This is a genomic window from Pseudocitrobacter sp. CD920760 (assembly GCF_057782505.1).
Genome location: NZ_CM173490.1, coordinates 2,682,929 through 2,708,403, shown reverse-complemented (window position 1 = coordinate 2,708,403; position 25,475 = coordinate 2,682,929). Strand labels below are relative to the sequence as shown.

Below are 25,475 nucleotides of genomic sequence, written 5' to 3'. Positions count from 1 at the left end.
GAAAATAGCAAAAGCGCAGGCTGAACATCTGCTGGCAGTGTAAGGGATACCTCATAAAGAACCGTGATCAACCACACAAAAAGAATGATCTTTTTTAACAATAAGTGACATTGCATTCACAACTAGGCTGCGTTGCATTCGCAATCACGTTGCTTTTGGTGAGTGGAGTACGTGAGTTAAATAAAAAGCTACAACGTATTGAAATGGAGAGGCCGTTACTGCATATGCGCATCGCCAAGGCGGTATGGCATCCTGCCTACAACACCGCCTGTTACGCTACAGATGAGAAAACTGTCTTATCCGTTAACGACCCGGATCACATACCGTTAGTCCCACTCCCACACAAAACAACAGCGATTTTCTCATCGGGGTTTGTGACGAAGCATCTTCTTGTTACGGCCGCAACAGCCGTAGCCGCGCCCAATTCAATTGCCAGCCCTGTCGACGCCCATACTTCCCGTGCTGACGCTTCTACCTGGTCTTCAGGGACGAGGACAATCTCGTCTACATACTGCTCCGTCAATGCAAAATTAATCGCTTCTGTTGAACGTGCCGCAAGGATGGGAACAATCGTTTTTACATTCTCCAGTTTTACGATTTTTTGCTGCTGACGGCTGGTCCACATCATCGGGCATCCCGCTGCTTCAACACCAATGATACGAATGTCAGGTTTAAGCAGCTTGGCTGCCTGTGCCACCCCAGCGATAAGTCCGCCACCGCCGATTGAAACGACCAGTGTGTCAACCTCTGGCCATTGCTCCAGAATTTCCAGCACGATGGTTCCCTGACCAATGACGACATCTCTGTCAGCATAGGGGTGAAGTAATGCGCCCCCCGTTTCCTTTACTCGAACGCCGGCAGCATCCCAGCTTTGATCCCAGAAGTCGCCTTCAACAGTCAGTTTTGCTCCGTAACTTTCAATACGCTTTCGCGTCAGATCCGTGCTGGTATTCATCACAAAGACATCTGCGGGTATGCTGAGTTGCTGCCCTACGTAAGCGACTGCCGCACCGAAATTTCCCCCTGACGCAGTGGCTAACCCCTGCTGACGAACTGAGAGTGGGAGATTGAGGACACGGTTAAATGCACCTCGGGCTTTAAACGAGCCGGTTACCTGACAACATTCAGCTTTCAGTCTGAGCTCAATTCCCGGCACGGGCTGCCAGGGTGCCGTTTCAACAAGCGGCGTTTTGCGCACCCACGGTCGTACTCGATCCAGAGAAGCCTGATAGTCCGACAGGGTGATATCCTGATTCATGAGCGTTCCTTATTCGACAGGTTTTGTACCAAAACCGCAAGACTGTTGCCCTGAGACGTAGCACCAAAAGTGCGCTGAGAATAGACCCGTCCCTTGACCTTAAAATGTATAGCCTGCGGTATGGCTTCTGGTTCTGAGAGGCGGTGAAGCCATCCAGCCAGATCACCTGCTTGTACTTCATCACCGATTTCCACCACGGGTTCAAACCATCCATCGCCGGGCGAAAGAAGATTGCCACCGGCAGGAATGAAGACCTGTAATGAAGGATCGGCAGGCTGTGACGCGGTATTGATTAAGGAAGGTGCGAACAAGTTCCTGATATGAGATCATCATATTCATCCGGAGCGCATCCCAGAGGGACATCATGAGCCATCAACTCACCTTCGCCGATAGTGAATTCAGCACTAAGCGCCGTCAGACCCGAAAAGAGATTTTCCTCTCCCGCATGGAGCAGATTCTGCCATGGCAGAATATGACCGCTGTCATCGAGCCGTTTTATCCCAAGGCGGGCAATGGCCGACGGCCCTATCCGCTGGAGACCATGCTGCGTATTCACTGCATGCAGCATTGGTACAACCTGAGCGACGGTGCCATGGAAGATGCCCTGTACGAAATCGCCTCCATGCGCCTGTTTGCCCGATTATCCCTGGATAGCGCCCTGCCGGATCGCACCACCATCATGAATTTCCGCCACCTGCTCGAGCAGCATCAACTGGCCCGTCAATTGTTCAAGACCATCAATCGCTGGCTGGCCGAAGCAGGCGTCATGATGACCCAAGGCACTTTGGTGGATGCCACCATCATTGAGGCACCCAGCTCTACCAAGAACAAAGAGCAGCAACGCGATCCGGAGATGCATCAGACCAAGAAAGGCAATCAGTGGCACTTTGGCATGAAGGCCCACATTGGTTTCGATGCCAAGAGTGGCCTGACCCACAGCCTGGTCACCACCGCGGCCAACGAGCATGACCTCAATCAGCTGGGTAATCTGCTTCATGGAGAGGAGCAATTTGTCTCAGCCGATGCCGGCTACCAAGGAGCGCCACAGCGCGAGGAGCTGGCCGAGGTGGATGTGGACTGGCTGATCGCCGAGCGTCCCGGCAGGGTAAAAACCTTGAAACAGCATCCACGCAAGAACAAAACGGCCATCAACATCGAATACATGAAAGCCAGCATCCGTGCCAGGGTGGAGCACCCGTTTCGCATCATCAAGCGGCAGTTCGGCTTCGTGAAAGCCAGATACAAGGGGCTGCTGAAAAACGATAACCAACTGGCGATGTTATTCACCCTGGCCAACCTGTTTCGGGTGGACCAAATGATACGTCAGTGGGAGAGATCTCAGTAAAAACCGGAAATAACGCCAGAAATGGTGGAAAAAATAGCCTAAATAGGCTGATTCGATGTGTTTGCGGGAAAAAAATCGGCCCAGATCCGCGAAATTTTAATCAGCGAGTCAGCTTGGGAAGAAATGACCTGCTTATTCGCACCTTCCTTAATATAAAGACACAAGCAGAGACATTTTTGGCACGATATAAAAACGCTAAGTTAAAAAATCACTATGACGTGTTGGGTATCAAATGTTCACTGGCATAAACCTCTGTTTCTGATGTAAAACAGATTTTCTGAGGAGGCGTAAAACCTCCTCGTACTGCGAAATTGATTTAGTGATAGCGATCGATCACGCCAACCAGATAGTGGTCGGTTTGCTGCATGTTGATGCCCGCTTTTTTAGCGCTGCGGACTTCATCCAGAATGATTTGCAACAGCGTCCCGTCCACGATTTCCTCTTTTCTGTATCGCTTCAGGAAGTTAATCGCTGACTTATCGTTTGCTGCCTGGGCGTCTTCCGTCAAAGAGGTCAGCGCATTAATGCGCTTCTGGTAATCGCTTACCGTCTGCTCAAACAGATCTTCCAGCGTGGAAAATTCACCGCACCGGGCGTGTTGCTCCTGTAACACCGGCGTGGCGCCGCTCTGTTTGATGTATTCGTACATGCGCATCATTTGCGTCACCGTATTTTGCGCCTGATGACGCAAAAATAGTGCGGTGCCATTAAGGCTATTCTCGCTGCACCTCTGGCTGAGCTGAAGATACAAATTTGAGGTATAAAACTCCTGATTCATTTGCGCATTCAGTTTTTGAACTATTCCGCTAGCGATCATAGGACTTCCTTATTTCTTGTCATCTCAGAAAACGGTCACTCTTCGAAAAAACAACCAGAATAAAAGCGATTCTTTCGCTTTTTTTATTGCGCCTGGTTACGCAGTCATATTCATTTTAAGTCGGGATGCTCCTTATTTAAATATCCAACCCTACTATCGCATTTCTATCTGGCATTATTCTGTGATGGTGTTTCGATATTCACACTCCCTGTGCCAATCCTTTCTTATCGACAGTAGGAAACTTCCTCCGGCTATTCTGCTGAACACGATTAGGGGCACTGTTGCAAAGTTAGCGATGAGGCAGCGTTTTGTCTTATTCAAAGGCCTTACATTTCAAAAACTCTGCTTACCAGGCGCATTTCGCCCAGGGGATCACCATAATAAAATGCTGAGGCCTGGCCTTTGCGTAGTGCACGCATCACCTCAATACCTTTGATGGTGGCGTAAGCCGTCTTCATGGATTTAAATCCCAGCGTGGCGCCGATTATCCGTTTCAGTTTGCCATGATCGCATTCAATCACGTTGTTCCGGTACTTAATCTGTCGGTGTTCAACGTCAGACGGGCACCGGCCTTCGCGTTTGAGCAGAGCAAGCGCGCGACCATAGGCGGGCGCTTTATCCGTGTTGATGAATCGCGGGATCTGCCACTTCTTCACGTTGTTGAGGATTTTACCCAGAAACCGGTATGCAGCTTTGCTGTTACGACGGGAGGAGAGATAAAAATCGACAGTGCGGCCCCGGCTGTCGACGGCCCGGTACAGATACGCCCAGCGGCCATTGACCTTCACGTAGGTTTCATCCATGTGCCACGGGCAAAGATCGGAAGGGTTACGCCAGTACCAGCGCAGCCGTTTTTCCATTTCAGGCGCATAACGCTGAACCCAGCGGTAAATCGTGGAGTGATCGACATTCACTCCGCGTTCAGCCAGCATCTCCTGCAGCTCACGGTAACTGATGCCGTATTTGCAGTACCAGCGTACGGCCCACAGAATGATGTCACGCTGAAAATGCCGGCCTTTGAATGGGTTCATGTGCAGCTCCATCAGCAAAAGGGGATGATAAGTTTATCACCACCGACTATTTGCAACAGTGCCCTTCAGCTGATGGCATGCGCTTTGTCACGCCGGTGAAAACCGTCAATTCAGGACCTAACAGAAAATATTTTGGTTCCGGACGTGGCATCACCTGGTACAACTTCGTCTCTGATCAGTACTCTGGATTCCACGGCATCGTTGTCCCCGGCACATTACGAGATTCCATTTTTGTGCTGGAAGGCCTTCTGGAGCAGCAGACAGGGCTGAATCCGGTTGGGATCATGACAGACACAGCCGGTACCAGCGATATTATTTTTGGCCTCTTCTGGCTGCTGGGATACCAGTTTTCCCCCCGGCTTGCCGATGCCGGTGAAGCGGTATTCTGGCGAGTGGATAAATCGGCAAATTACGGTGCACTGGACGAACTGGCACGTGGTTGTGCCGATCTGTCGAAAGCCGAGGATCAGTGGGATGAGATGATGCGAACCGCCGGTTCGCTGAAACTGGGCACCATTCATGCTTCAGAACTCATTCGCTCTTTGCTGAAAAGCTCGCGCCCATCAGGGCTGGCACAGGCGATCATGGAAGTGGGGCGCGTCAACAAGACGCTGTACCTTCTTAATTATATTGATGATGAGGATTATCGTCGGCGGATCCTGACGCAGCTAAACCGGGGGGAAGGCCGCCATGCTGTAGCGAGGGCGATCTGCTACGGGCAGCGCGGTGAGATCAGAAAGCGCTATCGTGAAGGTCAGGAAGATCAGCTGGGGGCACTGGGCCTGGTCACTAACGCAGTGGTACTGTGGAACACACTTTATATGCAGGAAGCCCTGAGCTGGATACGCAGTAATGGAGAAGAAATCGGGGTTGAAGATATCGCCCGGTTGTCCCCACTGATGCACGGGCATATCAATATGCTGGGGCATTATACGTTTACGCTACCGGAGGATATTTTGAAGGGGGAACTGAGAGAACTAAATTTCAATTTAAACAATGAATTAACTTCTTAGCGTACGTTTTCGTTCCATTGGCCCTCAAACCCCGTTATTATAAAAATTTGAGGCGTGTTTTGCTCAGACCGGAAAGAATAATCGCATATCGTATATTCCACTGAAACCGTGTAAGAGGTAGTTATGAGTAAACAAATCATTGATATTGGTATTGCTGAATCATCCCGGGTGGAGATTGCAGACGGCCTGTCCCGGCTTCTTGCTGACACCTATACCCTGTATATAAAAACACATTACTATCACTGGAATGTAACTGGCCCCATGTTTAACAGCTTACATTTAATGTTTGAAAATCAATACAATGAGCTGGCCACTGCCGTTGATGATATCGCTGAACGTATACGCTCGCTCGGATGCTTCGCGCCCGGCACATATCATGAATTTTCACGTTTAACAGCGGTTAATGAAGATAAGGATATTCCGGCAGCAAAAAACATGATTGAAAATCTTGTCCAGGGCCAGGAGACCGTGGTTAAAACTGCACGCTCCCTGTTCCCGCTCGTTAATAATGCGAATGATGAAGCCACAGCAGATCTGCTTACACAACGTATCCAGTTACATGAGAAAACTGCCTGGATGTTGCGTAGCCTGCTTGAATAATGTCACCACGTGGCAGCAGAAAAAACGGTTTGTCAGCCACAGGCTATTACTGACAGTGCAGAATCATCCGTGTTCCTGTGGCTGTTTTTTCTGACCGTCACAGTATTAAACACCATTGAATCAGTGGGTTAATCAGTGAATGCGTGAACGAGAAATACAGTCCGTGACGGGCATCATCGGCTGGTATATCCGGACCACTGTTGTTTTCCCGTTAAGGTATCGCAGGTTCCGGTCTGGCATTTCACAGCCTGAACAGGGTTAATGAGGCTTTGTTGAATAAATCGAACTTTTGCTGAGTTGAAGGATCAGATCACGTATCTTCCCGACAACGCAGACCGTTCCGTGGCAAAGCAAAAGTTCAAAATCACCAACTGGCCCACCTACAATAAAGCCCTCATCAACCGTGGCTCCATAACTTTCTGGCTGGATGATGAAGCTATTCAGGCCTGGTATGAGTCAGCAACACCTTCTTCACGAGGCAGACCTCAGCGCTATTCTGACCTTGCCATCACGACTGTGCTGGTCATTAAACGCGTATTCAGGCTGACCCTGCGCGCTGCGCAGGGCTTTATTGATTCCATTTTTTCTCTGATGAACGTTCCGCTACGCTGCCCGGATTACAGCTGTGTCAGCAGGCGGGCAAAGTCGGTTAATGTCAGTTTCAAAACGCCCACCCGGGGTGAAATCGCACACCTGGTAATTGATTCCACCGGGCTGAAGGTCTTCGGTGAAGGCGAGTGGAAAGTCAAAAAGCATGGCCAGGAACGCCGCCGTATCTGGCGTAAGCTGCATCTCGCCGTTGACAGTAAAACACATGAAATCATCTGCGCTGACCTGTCGCTGAACAACGTTACGGACTCAGAGGCCTTCCCCGGGTTAATCCGGCAAACCCACCGGAAAATCAGGTCAGCCGCCGCCGATGGCGCTTACGATACCCGGCTATGTCACGATGAACTGCGGCGTAAGAAAATCAGCGCGCTTATCCCTCCCCGAAAAGGTGCGGGTTACTGGCCCGGTGAATATGCAGACCGTAACCGTGCAGTGGCTAATCAGCGAATGACCGGGAGTAATGCGCGGTGGAAATGGACAACAGATTACAACCGTCGCTCGATAGCGGAAACGGCGATGTACCGGGTAAAACAGCTGTTCGGGGGTTCACTGACGCTGCGTGACTACGATGGTCAGGTTGCAGAGGCTATGGCCCTGGTACGAGCGCTGAACAAAATGACGAAAGCAGGTATGCCTGAAAGCGTGCGTATTGCCTGAAAACACAACCCGCTACGGGGGAGACTTACCCGAAATCTGATTTATTCAACAAAGCCGATACAACTACTGTCTGTTTAAGGGACTACATCACTGTCCGCTATCATCACTATTGGTAGACCAGGGATGTTTATATTAAAAGATTATTCATTCCAAATACCTATAAAGAAAATTCGACAGTGTCAACTATCGATCAATAGGATTAGCCTATTTTTTTACATCAAACAATAGGCTGTAATGGCATTTTTTTTAAGAAAAATACGATTCAAACATGGGATAATAAATTAAAATTCTGTCTATTTTTGGATTAGGGAGTCAATATGTCTGAAGGAGTTTCTAAAAATTCCAGATATGAAATCATTGCAATTCTGAGAGATGAACTCAGGATTCAATCTAAATTGTACTTCTATTGTAATGATATAAAACACCAGTCAACCCTAAAAAAAATAGAAGGAAATTTTTTCTATATAAAACCATCTACCTCTCATCCAGGCCTTCCTAAAGAGAGCATTTTTTATTTTATCATCCACAGCCCATTAGGAAAAATAGAATTCACAACCAACAATCGAATCACTGACAAAAGCAATTCAAACAATCTTCTATGCTTCATTATCCCTGAATCATTATCAATACTACAACGAAGGACATCACCAAGAATTAACGTTGGGTACGAAAGCCAGTTTTATTGCTCTGGAAGATACAGAAGTGGCACTATTTATAAATATCACTTGAATGATATATCTGAAGGTGGTTGCTCGTTTATATCCCTGGAACCTTTGCATAGTTTTATTAGAAATGGAAATAAACTTGAAAATTCAGTGTTAAATCTTGGGGAGTACGGACAAATCCTTGTTAATTTAAAGATAAAACATATATCCGAGGAAAATAATCGCAAACAATGTGATGCAACAAGCTTCAGAGTATCTTGCATGTTTTATTACGAAAGTGAAGAAAAAAAAGAGAAGATAGAAAAAATAATTGTCAAATTGATAATTGATAGAAAAATAATAAACAGGCGAAGCCTAGTTTAATTCATTTGATGAAATATAATTTCAATAAAACACAACCACTTTAATCTAAAACACTATTAATTCAATAGCACACAAGACATTTTTTGATAACGATAGTCAACAGGAAAATTTAACACATTGAAAAACACATTACTTTATACTGACGACAATATCATCGGGCACTCAATCCATGATTATATGATTGATAACAAAAAAAACATCACCACTCTTAACTTCCAGGATATTGTTAAGGGGACCAGCGCGCCATCAACCACTACCATTATTGTCAACACTATCCATAAGGATATCTCTGCAGCCACAACGGTCGCATTGCTTAATACCCTGCGCAAGCGTCTTACGCACTGCGCTTTGCTGGTTTTAATTGTAAAAAGTGACCTCTCCAGACTGTTCCGGGAGCTGCTTTATATTGATAATATATTGATTTTGAATGAAAAATCTTCTTTATCAGATTTCTCAGCCATCATCAACAGACCTTTGACCGCCGATGGCTGCCAGCGGTTATGTACCCGGCGTAAGCTAACCGCTAGGGAGCTTCAGGTTCTGGAGCTAATCATTGCCTGTAACAACAATAAAAGAATCGCATTACTCCTCGATATTGATCACAAAACGGTACACAGTCATAAGGTACATATTATGAAGAAACTGGGGATGAATAACTCACGGATAATGAATAAAAGGATAGTCAATATGTATCGGTGCTAAAGCCAAAAATATGTGGGCGACTAATCAAAAACCGATAATTCATTGGTAATCTGCCTTTAATAATCATTCCCATAGACATAAACCTGACCTATAATAAAGTTATCTTCTCTTTACCTCCGACCTGATTTTTGACGAGAGATAATGAACGCGACTCTGTTTTCCAATCATAATTTATCACGTAGCGATATATCCGTTCGTTATGTCTTTCAAAAGATGTTTTCCCCAAAAGGTACGCTCGTCGCCGTAGAGTGCCTGAGTCGTTTCGATAGCCTGTCTATCTCTCCAGAAAACTTCTTCCGCTATGCCAATACGGGATTGCGCGAGAGCATATTCATGGAGCAACTGGCGCTTATTGAAAAACATAAACAGTGGTTTAATAAAAACGGCATCTCTGCAACAATCAATGTTGATGACCATATACTCAACATATTGCTAAGACCAGAGATTAAAAACCTCGTTGGCCACATTGGCTGCGTTCACTTTGAGGTAACAGAAAACTCGAATAAATTATTGAACAATGCTCTTGCAACCTGGAGCGATCCGCGAAGTACGACGCTCTGGCTCGATGATTTTGGCTCAGGCAATGCGGGTATTAGCGCGATTCGAGGCTACCATTTTGATTATGTCAAAATCGATAAAGACTTCTTCTGGCATTTAATGCAAAAAGATTCTGGCCGACCATTGATGGATGCGCTGATCACCTTTCTTTCCCGTAACCACCATAATGTGATTATTGAAGGCGTAGAAAGCGAAGCGCACAAGAAATGGTTACAGGGCATGGAGTGGTTTGCTATTCAGGGACACTACTGGAAGGAAGTCAGTATTGAACAACTGGTCAAAGAAGATATCAAGGTTTAAAAAAATGCCGGAGCATTCCGGCATCAATATTAACATTCGCGCAATAAAGTCAATCAATCACTCAATTATAAACTAACTCCCAGGTCGCCCAGCTGGTCAACGGACCGCTGGTCGCTTTTTCCGGCGCTGGCGTAACGTAGCCAATGTAATAAGTAAATATCCCGCCATCCACCGCCTTTTCGACCAGAGGCACCCGGTTTTGCTGCGGGTCAGCCGGGACAATTTTATTGCTCTTGTCCAGAGTATTATTGTCGTTAGTCGACAGCGCCAGGAAAATATGGCTGGCCCCATCCGCGCGCGTATTCGCCAGATAACCAGCGTTTTCATTGCTGACGGAATTAACCATAAACCCATCAATCCAGCGCACATTCACCATCCGAACTTCATCTTTATCCGCCGCGCCGCCATCATGACGAAGCTGGCAGTTTGAGAGTTCCAGCGTGAAAGGCTGTGGTTTCATAAATGCCCCCGCCCCGCGATCGTGTACTTCTGCCAGGCTGACCGGCGCCAGCCAGACGCTTCCACTCCCTGCATTATTGCCGCCGTTAAGCGCCACGCTACAGGAGATGTCTGTCACCCGTCCGGCAAAATCAACCCGCCCACGATCGTAATTCGTCTCGAATCCCCACGCCGAGGAGGCAATAAGCGTCCCGCTTATCAGGGCCAACTGAATGAGTCGTGTGCTATTTTTATACTTTGCTGAATCACTCATACCCGCCTCCCGCATTAATCGTACGTCAGGTTAAAGACCAGGTGCGACTCCACTTCACCGGTACTGGTAGTCGGCGCATATTGATAGAAGCGCGCATGGAGAGGCAGGGTGATATAACGAGTTTCCTGGTTTTGTAATGTACCAATATTATATTTTTTGTTGAATTCCAGAGGAGTGTTGTCCTTTATAACCTGCACACCAACGCCCTTAGCAGCAGAATTTCCGGTCTTTTCGTTTAGTAGAACACCTTGATTCGCTGATGTATTTGTAGCTAATGTTCCAGAAAATGAGGTGTTAATATTTGCATAACCACTGACACTGACTCCCCCACTACACTCCAGTTTAATATCAAATGGTGTACCGCCAGCCCAGGTCCCCACCCCTTTTAAATCAGCTCGTTTAATCGTGCCTATATCGACATTCATATTTTTGCCACCTAAAATGGTACAAGAAGGTGAAACAATTGTAATGGCATCAGCATTAAGGCTGGTTTTAAGGATTGTAAATCCTGGTCCGTACTCTGTATACGGCCCACTGGCTAAGGTTCCACTCCCTGTTGTGGTACTGGTCTTAATTATATCTAATGTGAATGTTGAACCTGCGAGTCTAAAGGAGGAACCTGTCGTGGTATAACTATCAGGGTAGATCATACTGATCTCCCCTTTACGTGAGAAACGTAAACCAATTCCAGGAATTGCAGTTGAATAGACTTTATTGGCCCCCTGAACCAAACCAGCAGCAACAATTTTCGCATCTGATTTCAGAGTAGTAATTCTATCACATGTAACATAAATCGTATTATTATCCGGCATTGTCCATGTTTTAGTTGCAATGACACTCCCTACTGGTAAGTCCGGGCTAACAACCACGCGCCCCATAGCCATATTAATTTCATAGGCACTATTAGATTGCCAACATGATGCCCATGCTGACGTTGTCCCCAGCGCCATTAAGCCAATAAAAAGCGTCAGTTTTTTCATTAGCGACATAGCGTTTCCTTTGTTTTTTCCTGACTTAATTCCACCGAGCACTGTCCGCCGCTCCACTTAACCGTGGCCTTCGGCGCGCTGGCGTCGCTGATAAACATCATGCTGCCCTGCCCCACCACGCCGATCTCTTTCCCGGACGGACCGAATATCGTGGCGGCAAACGGTAACGGCAGGCCATTAGCCTGGCGCGCCCGCAGAGTGATGTTGTTCTGCAGCGTGGTATCGAAGGAGACCTTGACCACGCTCCCTTCCCACGGCACCACCTGCGCCACGGTACTGCCGAAGGCGACATCGTCATTGCTGCCTTTCGGGTCAATTTCAACGGAATTTATCCGGTAAGGCCGCAGATACGGCAGAATGGCGTAGCCGTTGCTGTCGATGCGGGTACCCGGCGAACCGGGCAACATCGCGCCCGCGGCATCTTTCGCTTCGATCAGCGCCATAGTAGTGCCGGTTTCCGGCGAGAATACGACGCCGTGCTGATGCGCGATTAGCGTCCCGCTGGCGCCCACGCCGCTCTGGCGATAGCCTTCGCCCTGGCTATAGCTGCCGTTCAGCGTCGTCCACGGGGTACGGTAACTGCCGTTCAGCGCCACATCGTGCTGGCCGCCAGTGGCGGTGGTCGTCGACACGCCGTAGTTAAGGTTGTTTTCGCTATCCAGCGAACCGTTGACGCCAATCTGCGAGCTGGCGAAACGCGAATTGTTAAACGCGGTATTCGATGTCAGGTTAGCGGTGCGGTTTTCACCGAACCACAGCGGGTAGCTAAAGTTGAGAGACACGCGATCGTCGCGGCGGTGGCCGGAACTATCCGGGGTATAGACGCGCTGGGCGCTGACCGACCACGAGAGCCGACCGTACATGTTGTTGTAACTAAACTGATACTGCTTTTCCGTCCCCGAACGGTTCCAGTAATCCGCCACCCGACCGCTCAGATAAAAACCGCCCCAGCCGTCCGGCAGGTTCTGGTTGACGGTAAAGGTCATCCCGTTTTTCTGGCGCCACACGGTGTAGTTGCTGTTGTAGTTCTTCTCCTGATCGACGGCGTAGAGGGCGTCGTTCAGGTTGTAGTAGCCATTGGTGGAGTAGCGATACGCCGCCAGCACGATGCTGGTCTGGGTTTCGGTAAACATGCGGTTAAAGGTGGCGCGATAGCTTTGACCGTGCTCGTCAAGGGTATCGCTCTTCAGCCGCGAGTGAGTCACGTCGAAGGAGAGCGCGCCGATGCCGGTGTTCATCCCGGTCCCCAGCAGGAACGCCTGATAGTCATCAAATCCGGTGACGCCGGTATAGCCGGTAAACAGGTTATTTAAACCATGCTGCCAGGTTCCCTGGTAGAGCATCGGTTTATTACGCAGCGAACTATCGTCGACTTTACCGGCGGAGAGCGCGTAGCGGGTCATCCCCGGACGCAGCAGCTGCGCTACCGAGGCGTAAGGTACGCTGAATACCTCGACCGAACCATCGCCCTCTTTAACCGACACTTCAAGGTCGCTACCGTAGCCGGAAGGATAGACATCCTGCAGGGTAAACGGCCCCGGCGGCACCGTGGTCTGATAGATAATATTGCTGCCCTGGCGCACCGTCACCAGGGCGTTGCTTTGCGCCACGCCGCGAATTTCAGGGGCGTAGGAGCGCATGCCGTCGGGAAACATATTGTCATCGGTCGCCAGGTTAACCCCGCGCAGGCCGATGGTGTCAAAGAACTCGCCGTTGGTAAAAATCTGCCCGCCGCTGACTATCGAGTTAATCTGCGGAATCGGCCGCTGCAGATAGGTCTGGTTGCTGTTCCAGTGCGCTTTCCCCTGCTGCTGCTGCCAGTTCAGATTACCGATATGCTTGAGCAGCCAGCCGTCCCACGACAGGCCCGCGTTAACGCCAAGATACGCGCTGCTGTTATCGGAACCGTTGGCCGAGGAGATATGGCTGTTCCAGGCGTTGGCCATCCAGCCTAAATTCAGCGCCGCAACGCCTTTATCCCAGAATTGCGGGCTGACAAAGTTTTTCAGGCGCTGATCTTCGTAGATTTGCGGTACGGCAATATCCAGTCTCAGGGAGGACTGAATCAGCGTGTCTTTGACGTTATCTTCGTGACGCCACTCCTGCAGGCGTCCGCAGAAGCCCTCTTTTTCGCTGAGCTGCGGATTTAATTTATCCGGCGAAATCCCATACTGCATCAGCATCGCTTTGGTATAGCAGACGCCCATTTTGCCGTCTTTACCGGCGGTGATTTTCAGGTCGTAGCGCCCTTTCCATTCGCCGTTGGTATAGACATCAAGGGAGTAGACGCCCTCGCTGATAGCGCTGGTCGAGAAGCGCGACAGGTCGACCTTTTCGCGACTGCCGACGATAAAACCATCGTTAAATTGATAGATCGTTCCCGGGTTTTCCTGTCCGCTGGAAAATGGCGGAAAGCAGCACAGCGCAACCGCAATAGCCGTGCTTAATCTTCCCGGGCAGATTGACCTCTGCTTCATGATCGTTTCCCTTATTTGACGGTAACTTTCACTGCGACATCTGCACCATAATCATTAATGTTGTTAACGGTCAGGGTCTCGCCTTTGCTCACCGCTGAAGAGAGGGCGATGGTCTGGCTGGACTGCGGGGCAAACATGACCGTTTTGCTGTTGAGCGCTTTGCCGCCGTTACGGGAGATACGGCTTACGGTGATATAAAAGGGCGTTGGGTTACTGACGGACAGGCTGCTGCCGTTAGCGGAGAGCGCCAGTTTTTCTGCCGCAGCGTCGCGATTGCCTAGCCCGGCAGGGCGATAAATAAACTTAAAGCGCGAACGAATCGCCAGCTGCAGAATATTTTGCCCTTCGTTTTTCTGGCTGGCCTCAACCGGCGGTATTTCCAGAAGGTTCAGCCACCACAGCGTCTCTTTATCTTTAGCCAGCCCTGCATTACTGCCGAGCTTAATACGCAGGGTTTGACCGCTTTTCGCATCAACGCGGGAAATAGGCGGCGTGATAATAAAGGGGGTCGTAATGGTATCCGGCGTCGCGTCGGCATTACCGTTATCCAGCCAGGCTTGCGCCAGCGCCGGACGGTCGGCGGTGTTAGAGAGCTGCACCGTTATTTCTTTTTCATTTCCTGGATAAATAAAGCGGGTACCGTTAACAATAATATTATTGGCATGGGCCGCAAAACTAAAAATGAAACAGAAAAAAAGGGCAATACGCTTCATGCTGACCTCAGAATAAAAAAATAAGCGGCAGCAGTGGCCGCTTTATTATTGTTGTATACCCTGAATAATTCGAATTGCAGAAAGGCGGCCAGAGAGTGACTGGGGTGAGCAAACGTCGCCAACGCCTGTGCCATTCGAAGTATGACGGGTATAGACCGCCCCGGCGCGAGACGGCTTTATCTCTCAGTCGATATTACTGATAAGTAATTTCGTAAGTCGCGTAGCTGTTAACCACACCGGTGGTAACCGTGGTCGGGGTGCTGGTCGCATAGCCGACGTAGTAAGTGAAGCGCGCGCCATCCTGAACGGCAGAGGCATCACCGGCCGCTTTAGGCTGGGTGCTGTCGCCCGGGATGATTTTGTTGGTCAGCGCGGTGGCGTTATCGGTGGAGAGAACCAGCTGGATATTCTGCGCGCCGGCGGCTTCGGTGTTAGCCAGGTAGCCCTGCTGTTTAGCGGTTGCGCCCGACAGCAGGTTACCGCCGGTCCAGTTCACACCCAGTTTGCTCACATCATCCTGTTTGGTGCCATCAGCCGCCTGGCAGTCAGAAACATCGATGGTGAAAGATTTCGGTTTCAGATAGGTATCCGCCGCGGCAGCTTTAACTTCCGTTAAAGTCACTGGTGACAGATAAACGTTCGCATCGCTGCCCTGGCCGTTTACGGAAACAGTACAAGATACGTCGGTAACTTTACCGAAGAAATTAACCTGACCGCCGCCTACATTGGTATCAGCAGCATTTGCCGCAGCCATACCAAAAAACGCAGTTGCCATTGCAGCAGAGAGAAGAACCTTTTTCATTGCCATTTCCTTGTCAGAGTGAATTAAGTATCAATGAGCAAACAGTTAATACGCACAAAAGTCAGAAGCGATTTGCGATGCTCACTTGTGCAACTGTTAATAGAAACTTCGACTGACCGGAGGCCGCAATATTTAAGGCGTCAGGAACGAATTCAATGAAATAATTCGTCGAGGCTGTCGGCGTCAAAGAATGCTATTTCGAAATTAAATATACATTCTTTTACAACTTGATTGAGACTGTTTTATGGATTAGCGCCTATTAATAAACAAAAAACAATCAGCAATTCCATCAAAGACATGTTGACTTTTGTCAAACATAACATAGGTAATGACTCCAACTTATTGATAGTGTTTTATGTTCAGATAATGCCCGATGACTTTGTCATGCAGCTCCACCGATTTTGAGAACGACAGCGACTTCCGTCCCAGCCGTGCCAGGTGCTGCCTCAGATTCAGGTTATGCCGCTCAATTCGCTGCGTATATCGCTTGCTGATTACGTGCAGCTTTCCCTTCAGGCGGGATTCATACAGCGGCCAGCCATCCGTCATCCATATCACCACGTCAAAGGGTGACAGCAGGCTCATAAGACGCCCCAGCGTCGCCATAGTGCGTTCACCGAATACGTGCGCAACAACCGTCTTCCGGAGCCTGTCATACGCGTAAAACAGCCAGCGCTGGCGCGATTTAGCCCCGACGTATCCCCACTGTTCGTCCATTTCCGCGCAGACGATGACGTCACTGCCCGGCTGTATGCGCGAGGTTACCGACTGCGGCCTGAGTTTTTTAAGTGACGTAAAATCGTGTTGAGGCCAACGCCCATAATGCGGGCGGTTGCCCGGCATCCAACGCCATTCATGGCCATATCAATGATTTTCTGGTGCGTACCGGGTTGAGAAGCGGTGTAAGTGAACTGCAGTTGCCATGTTTTACGGCAGTGAGAGCAGAGATAGCGCTGATGTCCGGCAGTGCTTTTGCCGTTACGCACCACCCCGTCAGTAGCTGAACAGGAGGGACAGCTGATAGAAACAGAAGCCACTGGAGCACCTCAAAAACACCATCATACACTAAATCAGTAAGTTGGCAGCATCACCAAGCAATGAGTGTTTATAACTATTTGAAGCTAAATGGAACCATGAAGAAGAGAGGGCAAAGCCTTGCCCTCTCCATCTCATGCACTGATAAATCATCATAAAAATGATCATTAACAGCACGTACCACTATATGCTAGTCCGTAATAAATATAATCCCAGCCGACCCCATATGCAACCTTTCAATCTGCACTGCTACTCATTAAACAACGAGTTCATCATTACACCTTATAAGCTGTAAAGTAAAAAAACTCCCTACAGGCTGTTTTTTTACAATTATTGAACATATTTTAAACTAATCAACATGGTCACCTACTTATGGATACTGCATTTCCAGTTAAACTTCTCAGTCAGTTACGCCCGCTTTTAATTGGTTTTCGTAAATCGAAAGGATTAACTCAAAGAGAATTATCTGCCAGATTGGGTGTGACTCAGCAGACTTACGCTCGTCTTGAGGCAAATCCTTCAAAGGCAAGTTTTCAGCGACTCTACAAAGTGTTAAATATTTTAGGAGTGGAGATGTCCCTTAATTCTGCGCCTATTTTAACGGATGCAAGAACTTCAAAATTTGTAGAAAAAGAGTTTGATTTACCGGCAAGGAGTGAAGATTGGTGATAGTTGCGCGTATGCAAAACGATGGGTGAAGAAGCTTTAGGACCTCATCTAAATGTTTCTTCAATCAAACCTTGATACCTATTGCATCACATTTAAATCAGAAAGTGTGTGTCATAATTCCTGTAACTTCGATGTAAATGCAACTTTCGTGAATTTCGAAGGAACGCCACATGGCTGTTATCCGCCACGTCAGTATTCAGAATTCTCGGTCCATTGGGCTACCCCCACGCCCGTAGATAAATTGTGTCTTCACGACGAGGCCTATTCGAAGGCCTCAGGACTGACGCCGCCGAGATGACTGTGGCGTCGGGCCCAGTTGTAGAACATTTCAATGTAATCGAAGATATACTCCCGGGCCATATCACATGTTATATATATGTGTTTCCTGAACCGTTCTTTTTTCAGCGAACTGAAGAACGATTCGGCCACCGCATTATCCCAGCAGTTGCCGCAAAATGGCATGATAGCGCGGTTATGGGTGGCGTGGTTTAAAATTTAAATCCTAACGTGTTTGAACATATGGTGAAAACAGTGATCTACCACAGGGATCCCCAGCTAATTCCTTTATAGCAGTATATCTTAATGTGGCTTCGCAACTACCCACAAATCATCAGGGCCGAGATAGCTCAGATTGATCTGGCCGTTATTCATAGCGACCGTCGCTCGCACAAGTCCTCGCCGATTAAGGTTAAGAGGGTGTTGTAGCAGACCAATCGCGTGCCCATCTGGTGCAAGCACTAGCGGTTGTCCGTTCCAATGAAAGAGACCGACTGGAGTTCCGGAAGGCGCCGGAACATCGAACCAATTGACGTTTCCAAGATAATCTCGCCGCGCCCAAGAAAGGTTGTCTGACGGAGCAAATTCCTGGATGAATTCGAGCCATATAGTCCGAGCTTCGGCCGTTGGCCAGTTTGGTTGTGCCGAATAGACAGCGAGACCAGGTGAACGCAACCAATCGCGCAATTCCGCCCCGTTCGTGAAGTTAGCAGCCGTATCGGTGACGGCTTTGATGGCCGCCTGTCGTGAATTAAAACCCGCCTGGATCAGTATTGAGGCTGAGCGGTTCATCGTCCCCGTTTCGACAGCTGGAACAGCAAGGCCGAGTTCATAATCTTCCAACGCTAGTGCTGGCATGCCAACGGTATCACCGTTGGCGGCGGCACGTACCCGCAACGCCTCCATAGCCCAAGGAAGACGATAGCCCAGACCGCCCTCAATAAATTGCAATGCGTCTACCTCCTCTCCGGCGATCATCATTGCCAACGGATGCCCAAGCAGCCAACCTCTGAGGATTTCACGCCAATTCGCCGGGAGCGTGTCTGGTTCAAACGGATAAAAGGTGAACACGCGTTCGGCGATATCTGTGATCGCAGTGATTGCAGCCTCATGATCTGATACAACCAAGGCTGCATTAGCTTGCATGAGCAGATTGTTCGTCTCCGGTGCAATTGCATCCAGCGCACGTCCAGCTTCAAGGCCAAGCCCAGCCAGAAAATAACCACGCCGTGTGACGGCAGTCGAATTCGCCCAGATATAACGGCTCCGAGTAAACAGCGCGGTGCGATAGGCAGCCCGTGATTCGTCGTTAACACGCAGCAGGCGGCGTTGCCAGAGTGAAGATTGGAGAATACTGTCGAGAGCGGTCTCGATCTGGTCATCGGGTACATCGGCCTCACCAATGAGACTGAGAATGGCGGTATCTAGTGTCGCCATATGGCGATCCCACTCTTTCAGCGCCTGCTCTCGCTCATCAACCTTTTCACCGGCAACCTCTGGGAAGACCCACGCAGCAGCATTATTGACAACATAGTCGATCAAATGGTCGAGATCACCGCCAATGTGAGAGTGCATGCGGCTCAGCAGCGAGAAGATGAGCTGGATGAGCCCGCTTTCCATCTCACGAGCACCGTGGTCTTCTATCAGATTGACCCATTTGTTGTGCTTCCTGTTATTCACATCTTCAAAGATGGGATAGAGAACAAGGCCTTCTACATCAATATAAGCACGGCCTGCTCGGCCGATGACATTCTTGAATTCCGAAACCTTGATCATTTCACCGTGCCGGTAGAGCGAGTGCATGACGACCGCTGTCGCCGAGAGATTGAGTCCCTGCGCCAGAGTCGGCGATGAGATCGTGACCTTGAGTATACCTTCTCGCAGAAGGCGCTCGATTTCCTTGCGATAAGCTGTCGGCAAGGCACCATGGTGAAGAGCCACACCAAGCCGAAGGCATTTCAGAATATAGCTGTCTGTCCCAAGCCATTCCTCACCGAGTGCTATAGCGATCTGCAAAGTGGTCAATTCGACTGTTAGCAAAGACTCGAGTGCACCGCGCGAGTGCAAGTCAACGATGACCTTGGCAAATGGTTCGACGCTGCGACGCTCTGGGCAATAGATCAACACTGTCTGACCATCTCTGACTAGACGCCATGCGGTTGCAAGGCTCAACTCCTGCTGATTGTCCGGAAAGAGTCGGTTGCGACGCTTCTTCGGTGGTACGAACAGCGGCGGTGCCGCACCAGTCAGAAATCTGGGCACAAATGGCCTTTCCTCACCAACGCGAAGATTTAGGCGCGCTGTCGGCGAATTCCAAGTGACCTCGCCGAACCGCAAACGCGTCGGACGCCAATCGTTCTTAATGGGACCTCCCGGTTGATCGCGCCGTAGCCACGCCGAGAAGTCTTCCATTTGATCTCCGTCCGGAAGAATTGCCGATAGACAGACTATGCGGCGTTGATCTGCGTCCTTACGACGTAAGAGGCGCTGAATCTGAACCTCGTAACGAACTTCGCGCTCACCTGAACCAATCATATGGCCCTCATCGAAAACGAGCAAGCCCACATCGTCGAGCAGTGACGGATCGTTCCTCAAGGCGAAATCGAGCTTCTCTGGGGTTGCGACAACAATATCACGCCCGCGGATGGCATCTTCGTCGAAGCCGGACACTCCGATACTGCCATAAAGGGCAGAAATGGTCTTGCCGAGTGGCCCGAAGGTACGCTGAAGTGTGGCTTCGGTTTGCGCAGATAGAGCGCGAAGCGGGGTCACGACAATGGCACGCCTCCCACCGGCTAAACATCTCAGAATAGACAATTCAGCGATGCGGGTCTTACCTGCGCTGGTCGGCAACGAAACAACGAGGTTGTCGGTCTGGTTGACAGCTCGCGATGCCGCTTCAATCTGCGACGGCCACAAGTCGACCTCTGCCCTTGGGCGTCGAGCGAGCAAGCCAATAAAGAGTTCACGAAGGACAGGCCACGAAGGGGCAACGCCGCCAGCGGGAAGCAGCGGAACTTTTTCGTGGAAGGTGTTCGACCAGAAATCTTTAAGCAGATGGATAGCAATCCGGTGCACCCACCATTGCGGTATAAGGTTCAGCTCCCCGCAGATATCGAGGTTTTCACGAAGCTGGGCGATCGCTTTTTCGAGAAGAGTATATTCACCGCGATCTAGGGCGAGCAGGAACATCGAAAAGGCACCGAAGAAAACATCTGTCAGTGCGAGATTCAGGCCTTCGAAAAGAAAGTCCTTTCCATCTCGTTCCGCCGCATCGGCAACGATGGACTCGGTGAGATGCTGCTGTAAGAATGTCGTAATGGTCGCATCAGATCCACGACCATCGAGACGAAAGGTATATACGCGTGTACGCAGCGAATTGATATCTCGGCGTATCAACAGAGTTAGCGCATGCTCGATCGGCGAGAAATTTGCTTCATCGGCCACAATTGCGAGGAGGGAATAGGCCCGGGCAGAAAGGTGCGCGAGGTGATAACTGGCAGCTGCAAGGAGAAAATGGAAATCGCGATCAGCTTCTTCGCGATTGCCGTTGGCCATGACCGACTCAAGCGCTGTCGCCGCCTGTTCGAATGCGATCCGTGCTTGATTCGGGTCGCCATCTGACTCTAAAAGGCGCAGACCTAGTCCAAGCAAACCATACGCGTAACTGTGAAGATCGAAGCTGAGTTGAGCCGAGAAATCCGGCGCACCAGGAGGAAGAACACCGTCACGCCAGATCATTGCACGTGCCTGACCTCGTGCAATTAGCCTGCCGCGAAAGCCGACCGTCGCCGCGTCCGTTATAGCAGCAATGATAGCATCAGGGGTTGTTGGCATCGGCAATTACTCGATCGTAGACGGCTCCGACAAAAGCAGCATGGTTGTCGATATGCAAACCGACACCCCATTGTCCAATCGGGCCAGGATAGGCCTGTAGCGCCTGTGTTAGGAGCGTCTGTGGTGGGTTACCTGAAAACGTGAAGAGTAGATGTTTAACGCTCTCGGGCGGGATACCGTGCCGGTAGAGTGCCTCGTCGATTGCGTCTACGAGCGGTGCATCGGTGCCTATCTCCATAAGTCTGGCCGAGATAAAAGATAACGCATGCGACGAGGGAAGGCCGCTATCCTTATCTAAGCCGCTCCGAGCCTCCTCAAGCGTTTGAGCGCGCAGGTTAATACGGCTTTTAGCTTCTGTTTTCAGGAAGCTGAGTCGCTGTGTTTCAGCGTCGAGAAGCATACCGATGACATCATCGCCGCGCATTGCCATATTTCGATGATCCTTCCAGCGCAGTCTTTTGATAGGCGCTCGATAACCGCTGTACGCATCAATCCATTCTGTTGCATAGATCTCGCCAAGGTCACCCGACCTAATATGCGCAGTTTGCGGAAGGAGATCGTTGAGCATTTGAGCAGCTGCTGTCTTACCTAACTTCGCAAGCGCGGCGGCAATCCGCTCCTCTGTAGTGTAGTGGGCGGGGATAGCCCTAGCTGTCATCTGAATGCCAGTCGCAATATCTCCTGGCCGGCCCGTCATGACTCGAACATGGTGATTACCTAATGGCATGTCAGCCGAGTCGCACCAATCATAGAACGGGACCATACCCTACTCCTTAATTCGAAAAAGGTTAGACTTCATGCGATGACCCTTTTTTCACTAACAACCATTCGTAGAGCGATTGCACCTTGGAAGTTGGGTGTAACATTTCTGCAAATGTAGGTTTTAGTCGTATGCTGAGACCCGGGTATAACCGTCAGTTAATTCGTCCGCTGCCCCAGTCAATGAAAAATTGATGGGAATTTTAACAGTTTGTAAGCCTAATAGGCAGTGATCTCCCAATACTTTTACGATTGTCGAAAAAAATCATTGTCTTATGCGTTTTTTGCTCCTCCCTCTGTTTTGGGTACCCCCGTGTCCGTAGATGAAACTAGCTGAAACTTGTACAAGATACACTTTCATCGTAAGGAAATCCTATACATATAGAATCGGTGACGTGAATTAAACTGTGCCATACATTGGACTGGCTGTTGAGCTACACAAAATCAGGGATGAATATCTCTCAGGCCCCTATCAATCCTTGCTGCGATTTTACTGGTAGGAGATACTCCTGAAACTAAGAAGTGTCGATTCAGATTATGGTGCCTTTCGAAAATTGAGATATCTTATAAAATGGGGGCCAGGCCAATCACTTTTGTGATAATAAAGCCAGTATAAAGTGGTTCCAAAATCCTTTAAGTTCTTGGAACCATAATGAAAATCACATCAGATCCAAAATTTCTGCAAAACTATTAATTGAATAATCCGGTTTAACTCTTGAAAATGATTCCTTCAGTTGCTCTTCTCTTTCAACATCTTTATCAGTCCAGTGTGTTATTTTCACTAAAATTTCCCATAGCTCGGGAGCAAACTGACGACCATAGCGAGCCCAAACAGCTTTCATTCCAATAGACTTTGCCATTGATATATCTTTAGTAATAGAGTCACCAACATATACCGCATCTTTAATATCTACATTTTCAGTGAGACAAATGTGCTCCAAGAGTTTTGGGTTAGGCTTAGATTCAGCACTAGATAACCTTATAATAAAATCATCTTTTACTGAAATAACTTTTGCGTTTTTAGGATTGGGGTGGAGATTGTGATTGTCTTCAATTGTGTAAAGGTGATCAAAAAAATCAATGACATCAAGCTTATAAAGGCGATACAAAGAATTATATTCTAAAGATTCAGTATGACCGACAATCTTAACACCACGCTCCCTTAAAATATTTAAAGTATCCCTGACAGTAGGGTATAATTTCAATGTATGATTGCGCTTTGAGCTAAAAGCAGAAAATACTCGCGTGAGTTTTTTTTGTAATAAAATCTTATCATTGGTCCCAAAATAAGAAATAACAGATGGCAACTCTAGAGTAGCAAACGGTTTTTCAGAATTACCAAACCTCTGATGAATGACCTTATACTCGGACAAAAGTATATCTAAAGGAACATTTATCTCCTTTGATAGTTCCTCAGCCATAGCACTAAATGATTGGGAATAAAAACTTACCCAATCGTACAGTGTATTATCCAAATCGGTGATAAGTAATTTCATGATAAACCTTCAATAGCATAGGTTGCCGTTTCATTTGCTCCGTTCTGTCTATCGAGCTTGAAAAATTTGAACGCTAGCTTTTCACCAGAAAAATCCATTATACATGCATAGTTAGCACAATCTTGATTTGGCAATTCTGAACTAGCAACCCCTGAACTTCCCAAAGAAATAATTTGAAAAGTATGTTCAGGATTTGAAGCCGAGACTGGTTCTAATGGAGATAGTATTTTTTTTATTGTAATACAACTACTTCTATGCATATGCCCATGAAGAATATAGTCAACTTTATGTTTCACCACCCAACGCAACAATCTCTCCGCATCTAGTGTAACACTATATTTTGAATCCAAATAGGCATCTTCGGCCTCATTAATTGAAGTTAGGTGATGATGGAGCATAGCAATTCTTGTGACCCCCCTTTTTTTAGATATATACTCCCCACTTTTGTTCATCCATCCCATAGATTCCGCAACGTTACTGAGTTGTTTCTCACCGATAAACCCCATACCCAAAAATGAATCTTTAACTTGTTGTAAAACACATGAGTTCAAGGCCGCCACTTCAACTACTTTGTGCCCTCCCAATAAAAATTTTCTTCCTTGCGAGAGATCTTCTTCAGGTTTTCTTTGGAAAACATCTTTATAAAATTTTATATAGTTTTCTTTGCTTCCTTTATGATAGTTTTCTGCTAGAGTTGCCCATGGAGTATCAGTAGTAGGCTTTCCCATTATTTCAAAATATTGTTCTTTAGAAACCAAACCAACATCATGATTCCCTGGGCAAATAATTATATCATCCGGTGTAAGGCTAAGAGAAGAACTAACATCTTTGATGAATTTCGAAGCCAGCTCAAATCCCTCAACCTGTGATTGCCAAGTCAAATCACCTGAAATAGCCAATCCGGCACATTTATTTCCATTGCTATATTTGTCTGCCAACTCTACTACACGAGAAGATAAACATTTCTGTTGATCATTATCTTGCGCTGGAAACGCATGCTTGCCTTTTCCGTTATCGAAATGAATATCTGAAAGCCAAATTATAAACTCCCCTTTTTTTTGGCTATATTTTTGGTTGAAATTATAAGGAATATAATGGGATGCTAATAATTCATGCTGAAGATCAGAATCAATAGCAGGTCTCACCTTCCAAATTGTTCTATCTTGTTCTTTTAATTCAGTTACTGAAAAAACAACTTTATTGAAAAGCTGTTCATCTAAATCCTTTGAGGTGGTGAATAATGAATCTAATGGAATATAGGATAAGGTTTTGAGAACATCATCATTATCATGAATTTCACAAATTTCAGAAACTTTTAACCAACCTAACAACTCATCTTCATTATAATACCTTGGTGTTTTTCTACCATTATCAGGAGCCTTCTTCTTGCTATCCCCAGCAGCTGAGGAGCAGACTTCTTTTAATTCGGCCCTATAGAACTTTAGTCGCCCTGAATCAAAAAAATATATTTTGGTGAGATTTTCGGCAGCAATTCTTAGTTCTTGTGATGGAAACACCTCACCAGATTTTGCCCACCATCCCCACCAAACATCCCCTTCCTCACGAGCAATTTGGTTATGCTGTTCGATGGTAAATCCTTCACTTTTTCCTAGATCACGGAACCTAAAAATGTAAGTCTCTTTCATTTACTTCATCCTTAAATGCAATGGTTTTATAATATCTTCGTTTTATCAGTAAATCATAGTGAACTCAAATTCGAGTCTTATCTTTTTGAGAATAGCGTTAAGTAAGGTAATCACCTCGCTACCTTCTTCCAGTTTGCCTGATTACA

General features: G+C 48.0%; 21 protein-coding genes and 2 pseudogenes. 8 read left to right on the top strand and 15 right to left on the bottom strand.

Features of this window, described 5'->3' with window-relative positions:
* Nucleotides 1–316 precede the first annotated feature (316 nt).
* Both AC1MKH_RS12775 and AC1MKH_RS12770 read right to left on the bottom strand, forming a co-directional pair.
* On the bottom strand, nucleotides 317–1,258 hold the full coding sequence (locus AC1MKH_RS12775; RefSeq protein ID WP_044351353.1) for a threonine ammonia-lyase: 942 nt from the start codon (nucleotides 1,256–1,258) through the stop codon (nucleotides 317–319).
* Nucleotides 1,255–1,569, bottom strand: coding sequence for a succinylglutamate desuccinylase/aspartoacylase family protein (locus AC1MKH_RS12770; protein ID WP_044351355.1), 315 nt, complete (start codon nucleotides 1,567–1,569; stop codon nucleotides 1,255–1,257). Before AC1MKH_RS12770 ends, AC1MKH_RS12775 begins: the two co-directional genes overlap by 4 nt.
* A 53-nt stretch (nucleotides 1,570–1,622) precedes the next feature.
* Between AC1MKH_RS12770 and AC1MKH_RS12765 the strand changes: the two genes are divergently transcribed.
* The gene (locus AC1MKH_RS12765; protein ID WP_115186704.1) at nucleotides 1,623–2,603 is read left to right on the top strand and encodes an IS5-like element ISKpn26 family transposase; all 981 of its coding nucleotides are present in this window, start codon (nucleotides 1,623–1,625) and stop codon (nucleotides 2,601–2,603) included.
* A 316-nt stretch (nucleotides 2,604–2,919) separates the two neighbouring features.
* Here the strand turns inward: AC1MKH_RS12765 and AC1MKH_RS12760 are convergent, their stop codons facing one another.
* Complete coding sequence (locus AC1MKH_RS12760) at nucleotides 2,920–3,420, bottom strand: non-heme ferritin-like protein (RefSeq protein WP_001752509.1); 501 nt, start codon at nucleotides 3,418–3,420, stop codon at nucleotides 2,920–2,922.
* 326 nt (nucleotides 3,421–3,746) lie between these two features.
* Nucleotides 3,747–4,451: an IS6-like element IS26 family transposase gene (locus AC1MKH_RS12755; protein WP_001067855.1), complete on the bottom strand. Its 705-nt coding sequence runs from the start codon at nucleotides 4,449–4,451 to the stop codon at nucleotides 3,747–3,749.
* 65 nt (nucleotides 4,452–4,516) lie between these two features.
* Between AC1MKH_RS12755 and AC1MKH_RS12750 the strand changes: the two are divergent.
* The 6 genes and pseudogenes from AC1MKH_RS12750 to mrkJ form a co-directional block, all read left to right on the top strand.
* Nucleotides 4,517–5,464, top strand: a pseudogene (locus AC1MKH_RS12750) (transposase); the annotation flags it as partial.
* 123 nt (nucleotides 5,465–5,587) lie between these two features.
* Nucleotides 5,588–6,064, top strand: a complete 477-nt coding sequence (locus tag AC1MKH_RS12745) for a Dps family protein (protein ID WP_000043177.1) — start codon at nucleotides 5,588–5,590, stop codon at nucleotides 6,062–6,064.
* A 297-nt stretch (nucleotides 6,065–6,361) separates the two neighbouring features.
* Nucleotides 6,362–7,330, top strand: coding sequence for an IS5-like element IS903B family transposase (locus AC1MKH_RS12740; protein WP_000654812.1), 969 nt, complete (start codon nucleotides 6,362–6,364; stop codon nucleotides 7,328–7,330).
* Between the two features lie 317 nt (nucleotides 7,331–7,647).
* Entirely contained in the window at nucleotides 7,648–8,358 is a 711-nt protein-coding gene (locus tag AC1MKH_RS12735) for a PilZ domain-containing protein (RefSeq protein WP_001289134.1), read from the top strand.
* 117 nt (nucleotides 8,359–8,475) lie between these two features.
* Nucleotides 8,476–9,060, top strand: a complete 585-nt coding sequence (locus AC1MKH_RS12730; protein ID WP_000799244.1) for a helix-turn-helix domain-containing protein — start codon at nucleotides 8,476–8,478, stop codon at nucleotides 9,058–9,060.
* 141 nt (nucleotides 9,061–9,201) lie between these two features.
* Nucleotides 9,202–9,918: a cyclic-di-GMP phosphodiesterase MrkJ gene (gene mrkJ / locus AC1MKH_RS12725; protein ID WP_000994520.1), complete on the top strand. Its 717-nt coding sequence runs from the start codon at nucleotides 9,202–9,204 to the stop codon at nucleotides 9,916–9,918.
* 61 nt (nucleotides 9,919–9,979) lie between these two features.
* Here mrkJ and AC1MKH_RS12720 read toward each other — a convergent pair whose 3' ends face one another.
* The 6 genes from AC1MKH_RS12720 to AC1MKH_RS12695 all read right to left on the bottom strand — a co-directional run bounded on the left by AC1MKH_RS12720 (nucleotide 9,980) and on the right by AC1MKH_RS12695 (nucleotide 16,648).
* Nucleotides 9,980–10,630, bottom strand: a complete 651-nt coding sequence (locus AC1MKH_RS12720; protein ID WP_001283944.1) for a fimbrial protein — start codon at nucleotides 10,628–10,630, stop codon at nucleotides 9,980–9,982.
* A 14-nt stretch (nucleotides 10,631–10,644) separates the two neighbouring features.
* A complete protein-coding gene (locus tag AC1MKH_RS12715; RefSeq protein ID WP_000055502.1) occupies nucleotides 10,645–11,619 on the bottom strand; it encodes a fimbrial protein in 975 nt (324 codons plus the stop codon).
* Entirely contained in the window at nucleotides 11,610–14,096 is a 2,487-nt protein-coding gene (locus AC1MKH_RS12710) for a fimbria/pilus outer membrane usher protein (protein WP_000813719.1), read from the bottom strand. Before AC1MKH_RS12710 ends, AC1MKH_RS12715 begins: the two co-directional genes overlap by 10 nt.
* 11 nt (nucleotides 14,097–14,107) lie before the next feature.
* Nucleotides 14,108–14,809, bottom strand: coding sequence for a fimbrial biogenesis chaperone (locus AC1MKH_RS12705; RefSeq protein ID WP_000820820.1), 702 nt, complete (start codon nucleotides 14,807–14,809; stop codon nucleotides 14,108–14,110).
* Nucleotides 14,810–15,002: 193 nt separating this feature from the next.
* The gene (mrkA, locus tag AC1MKH_RS12700; RefSeq protein WP_000756958.1) at nucleotides 15,003–15,611 is read right to left on the bottom strand and encodes a type 3 fimbria major subunit MrkA; all 609 of its coding nucleotides are present in this window, start codon (nucleotides 15,609–15,611) and stop codon (nucleotides 15,003–15,005) included.
* 339 nt (nucleotides 15,612–15,950) lie between these two features.
* Nucleotides 15,951–16,648, bottom strand: a protein-coding gene (locus tag AC1MKH_RS12695) for an IS1-like element IS1A family transposase (protein WP_103215986.1) whose coding sequence is annotated in 2 segments (ribosomal slippage) — nucleotides 15,951–16,399 and nucleotides 16,399–16,648 — 699 coding nt in all. Because the reading frame shifts where the segments join, the coding sequence is not laid out codon by codon here.
* Between the two features lie 370 nt (nucleotides 16,649–17,018).
* Between AC1MKH_RS12695 and AC1MKH_RS12690 the strand changes: the two genes are divergently transcribed.
* A complete protein-coding gene (locus tag AC1MKH_RS12690) occupies nucleotides 17,019–17,315 on the top strand; it encodes a helix-turn-helix domain-containing protein (RefSeq protein WP_001542733.1) in 297 nt (98 codons plus the stop codon).
* Nucleotides 17,316–17,576: 261 nt separating this feature from the next.
* On the opposite strand, the pseudogene AC1MKH_RS12685 reads toward AC1MKH_RS12690, so the two are convergent.
* The 5 genes and pseudogenes from AC1MKH_RS12685 to AC1MKH_RS12665 all read right to left on the bottom strand — a co-directional run.
* Nucleotides 17,577–17,765 (bottom strand): annotated as a pseudogene (locus AC1MKH_RS12685) (IS3 family transposase); the annotation flags it as partial.
* Nucleotides 17,766–17,894: 129 nt separating this feature from the next.
* Nucleotides 17,895–21,428: a DEAD/DEAH box helicase gene (locus tag AC1MKH_RS12680; RefSeq protein ID WP_001542734.1), complete on the bottom strand. Its 3,534-nt coding sequence runs from the start codon at nucleotides 21,426–21,428 to the stop codon at nucleotides 17,895–17,897.
* Entirely contained in the window at nucleotides 21,412–22,191 is a 780-nt protein-coding gene (locus AC1MKH_RS12675; RefSeq protein WP_000248889.1) for a Hachiman antiphage defense system protein HamA, read from the bottom strand. The genes AC1MKH_RS12680 and AC1MKH_RS12675 overlap by 17 nt, the downstream gene beginning before the upstream one ends.
* A 655-nt stretch (nucleotides 22,192–22,846) precedes the next feature.
* Nucleotides 22,847–23,683: an HAD family hydrolase gene (locus tag AC1MKH_RS12670; RefSeq protein ID WP_000770925.1), complete on the bottom strand. Its 837-nt coding sequence runs from the start codon at nucleotides 23,681–23,683 to the stop codon at nucleotides 22,847–22,849.
* Nucleotides 23,680–25,329, bottom strand: a complete 1,650-nt coding sequence (locus AC1MKH_RS12665; RefSeq protein ID WP_000665639.1) for an anti-phage phosphoesterase — start codon at nucleotides 25,327–25,329, stop codon at nucleotides 23,680–23,682. Before AC1MKH_RS12665 ends, AC1MKH_RS12670 begins: the two co-directional genes overlap by 4 nt.
* Between the last annotated feature and the right edge of the window lie 146 nt (nucleotides 25,330–25,475).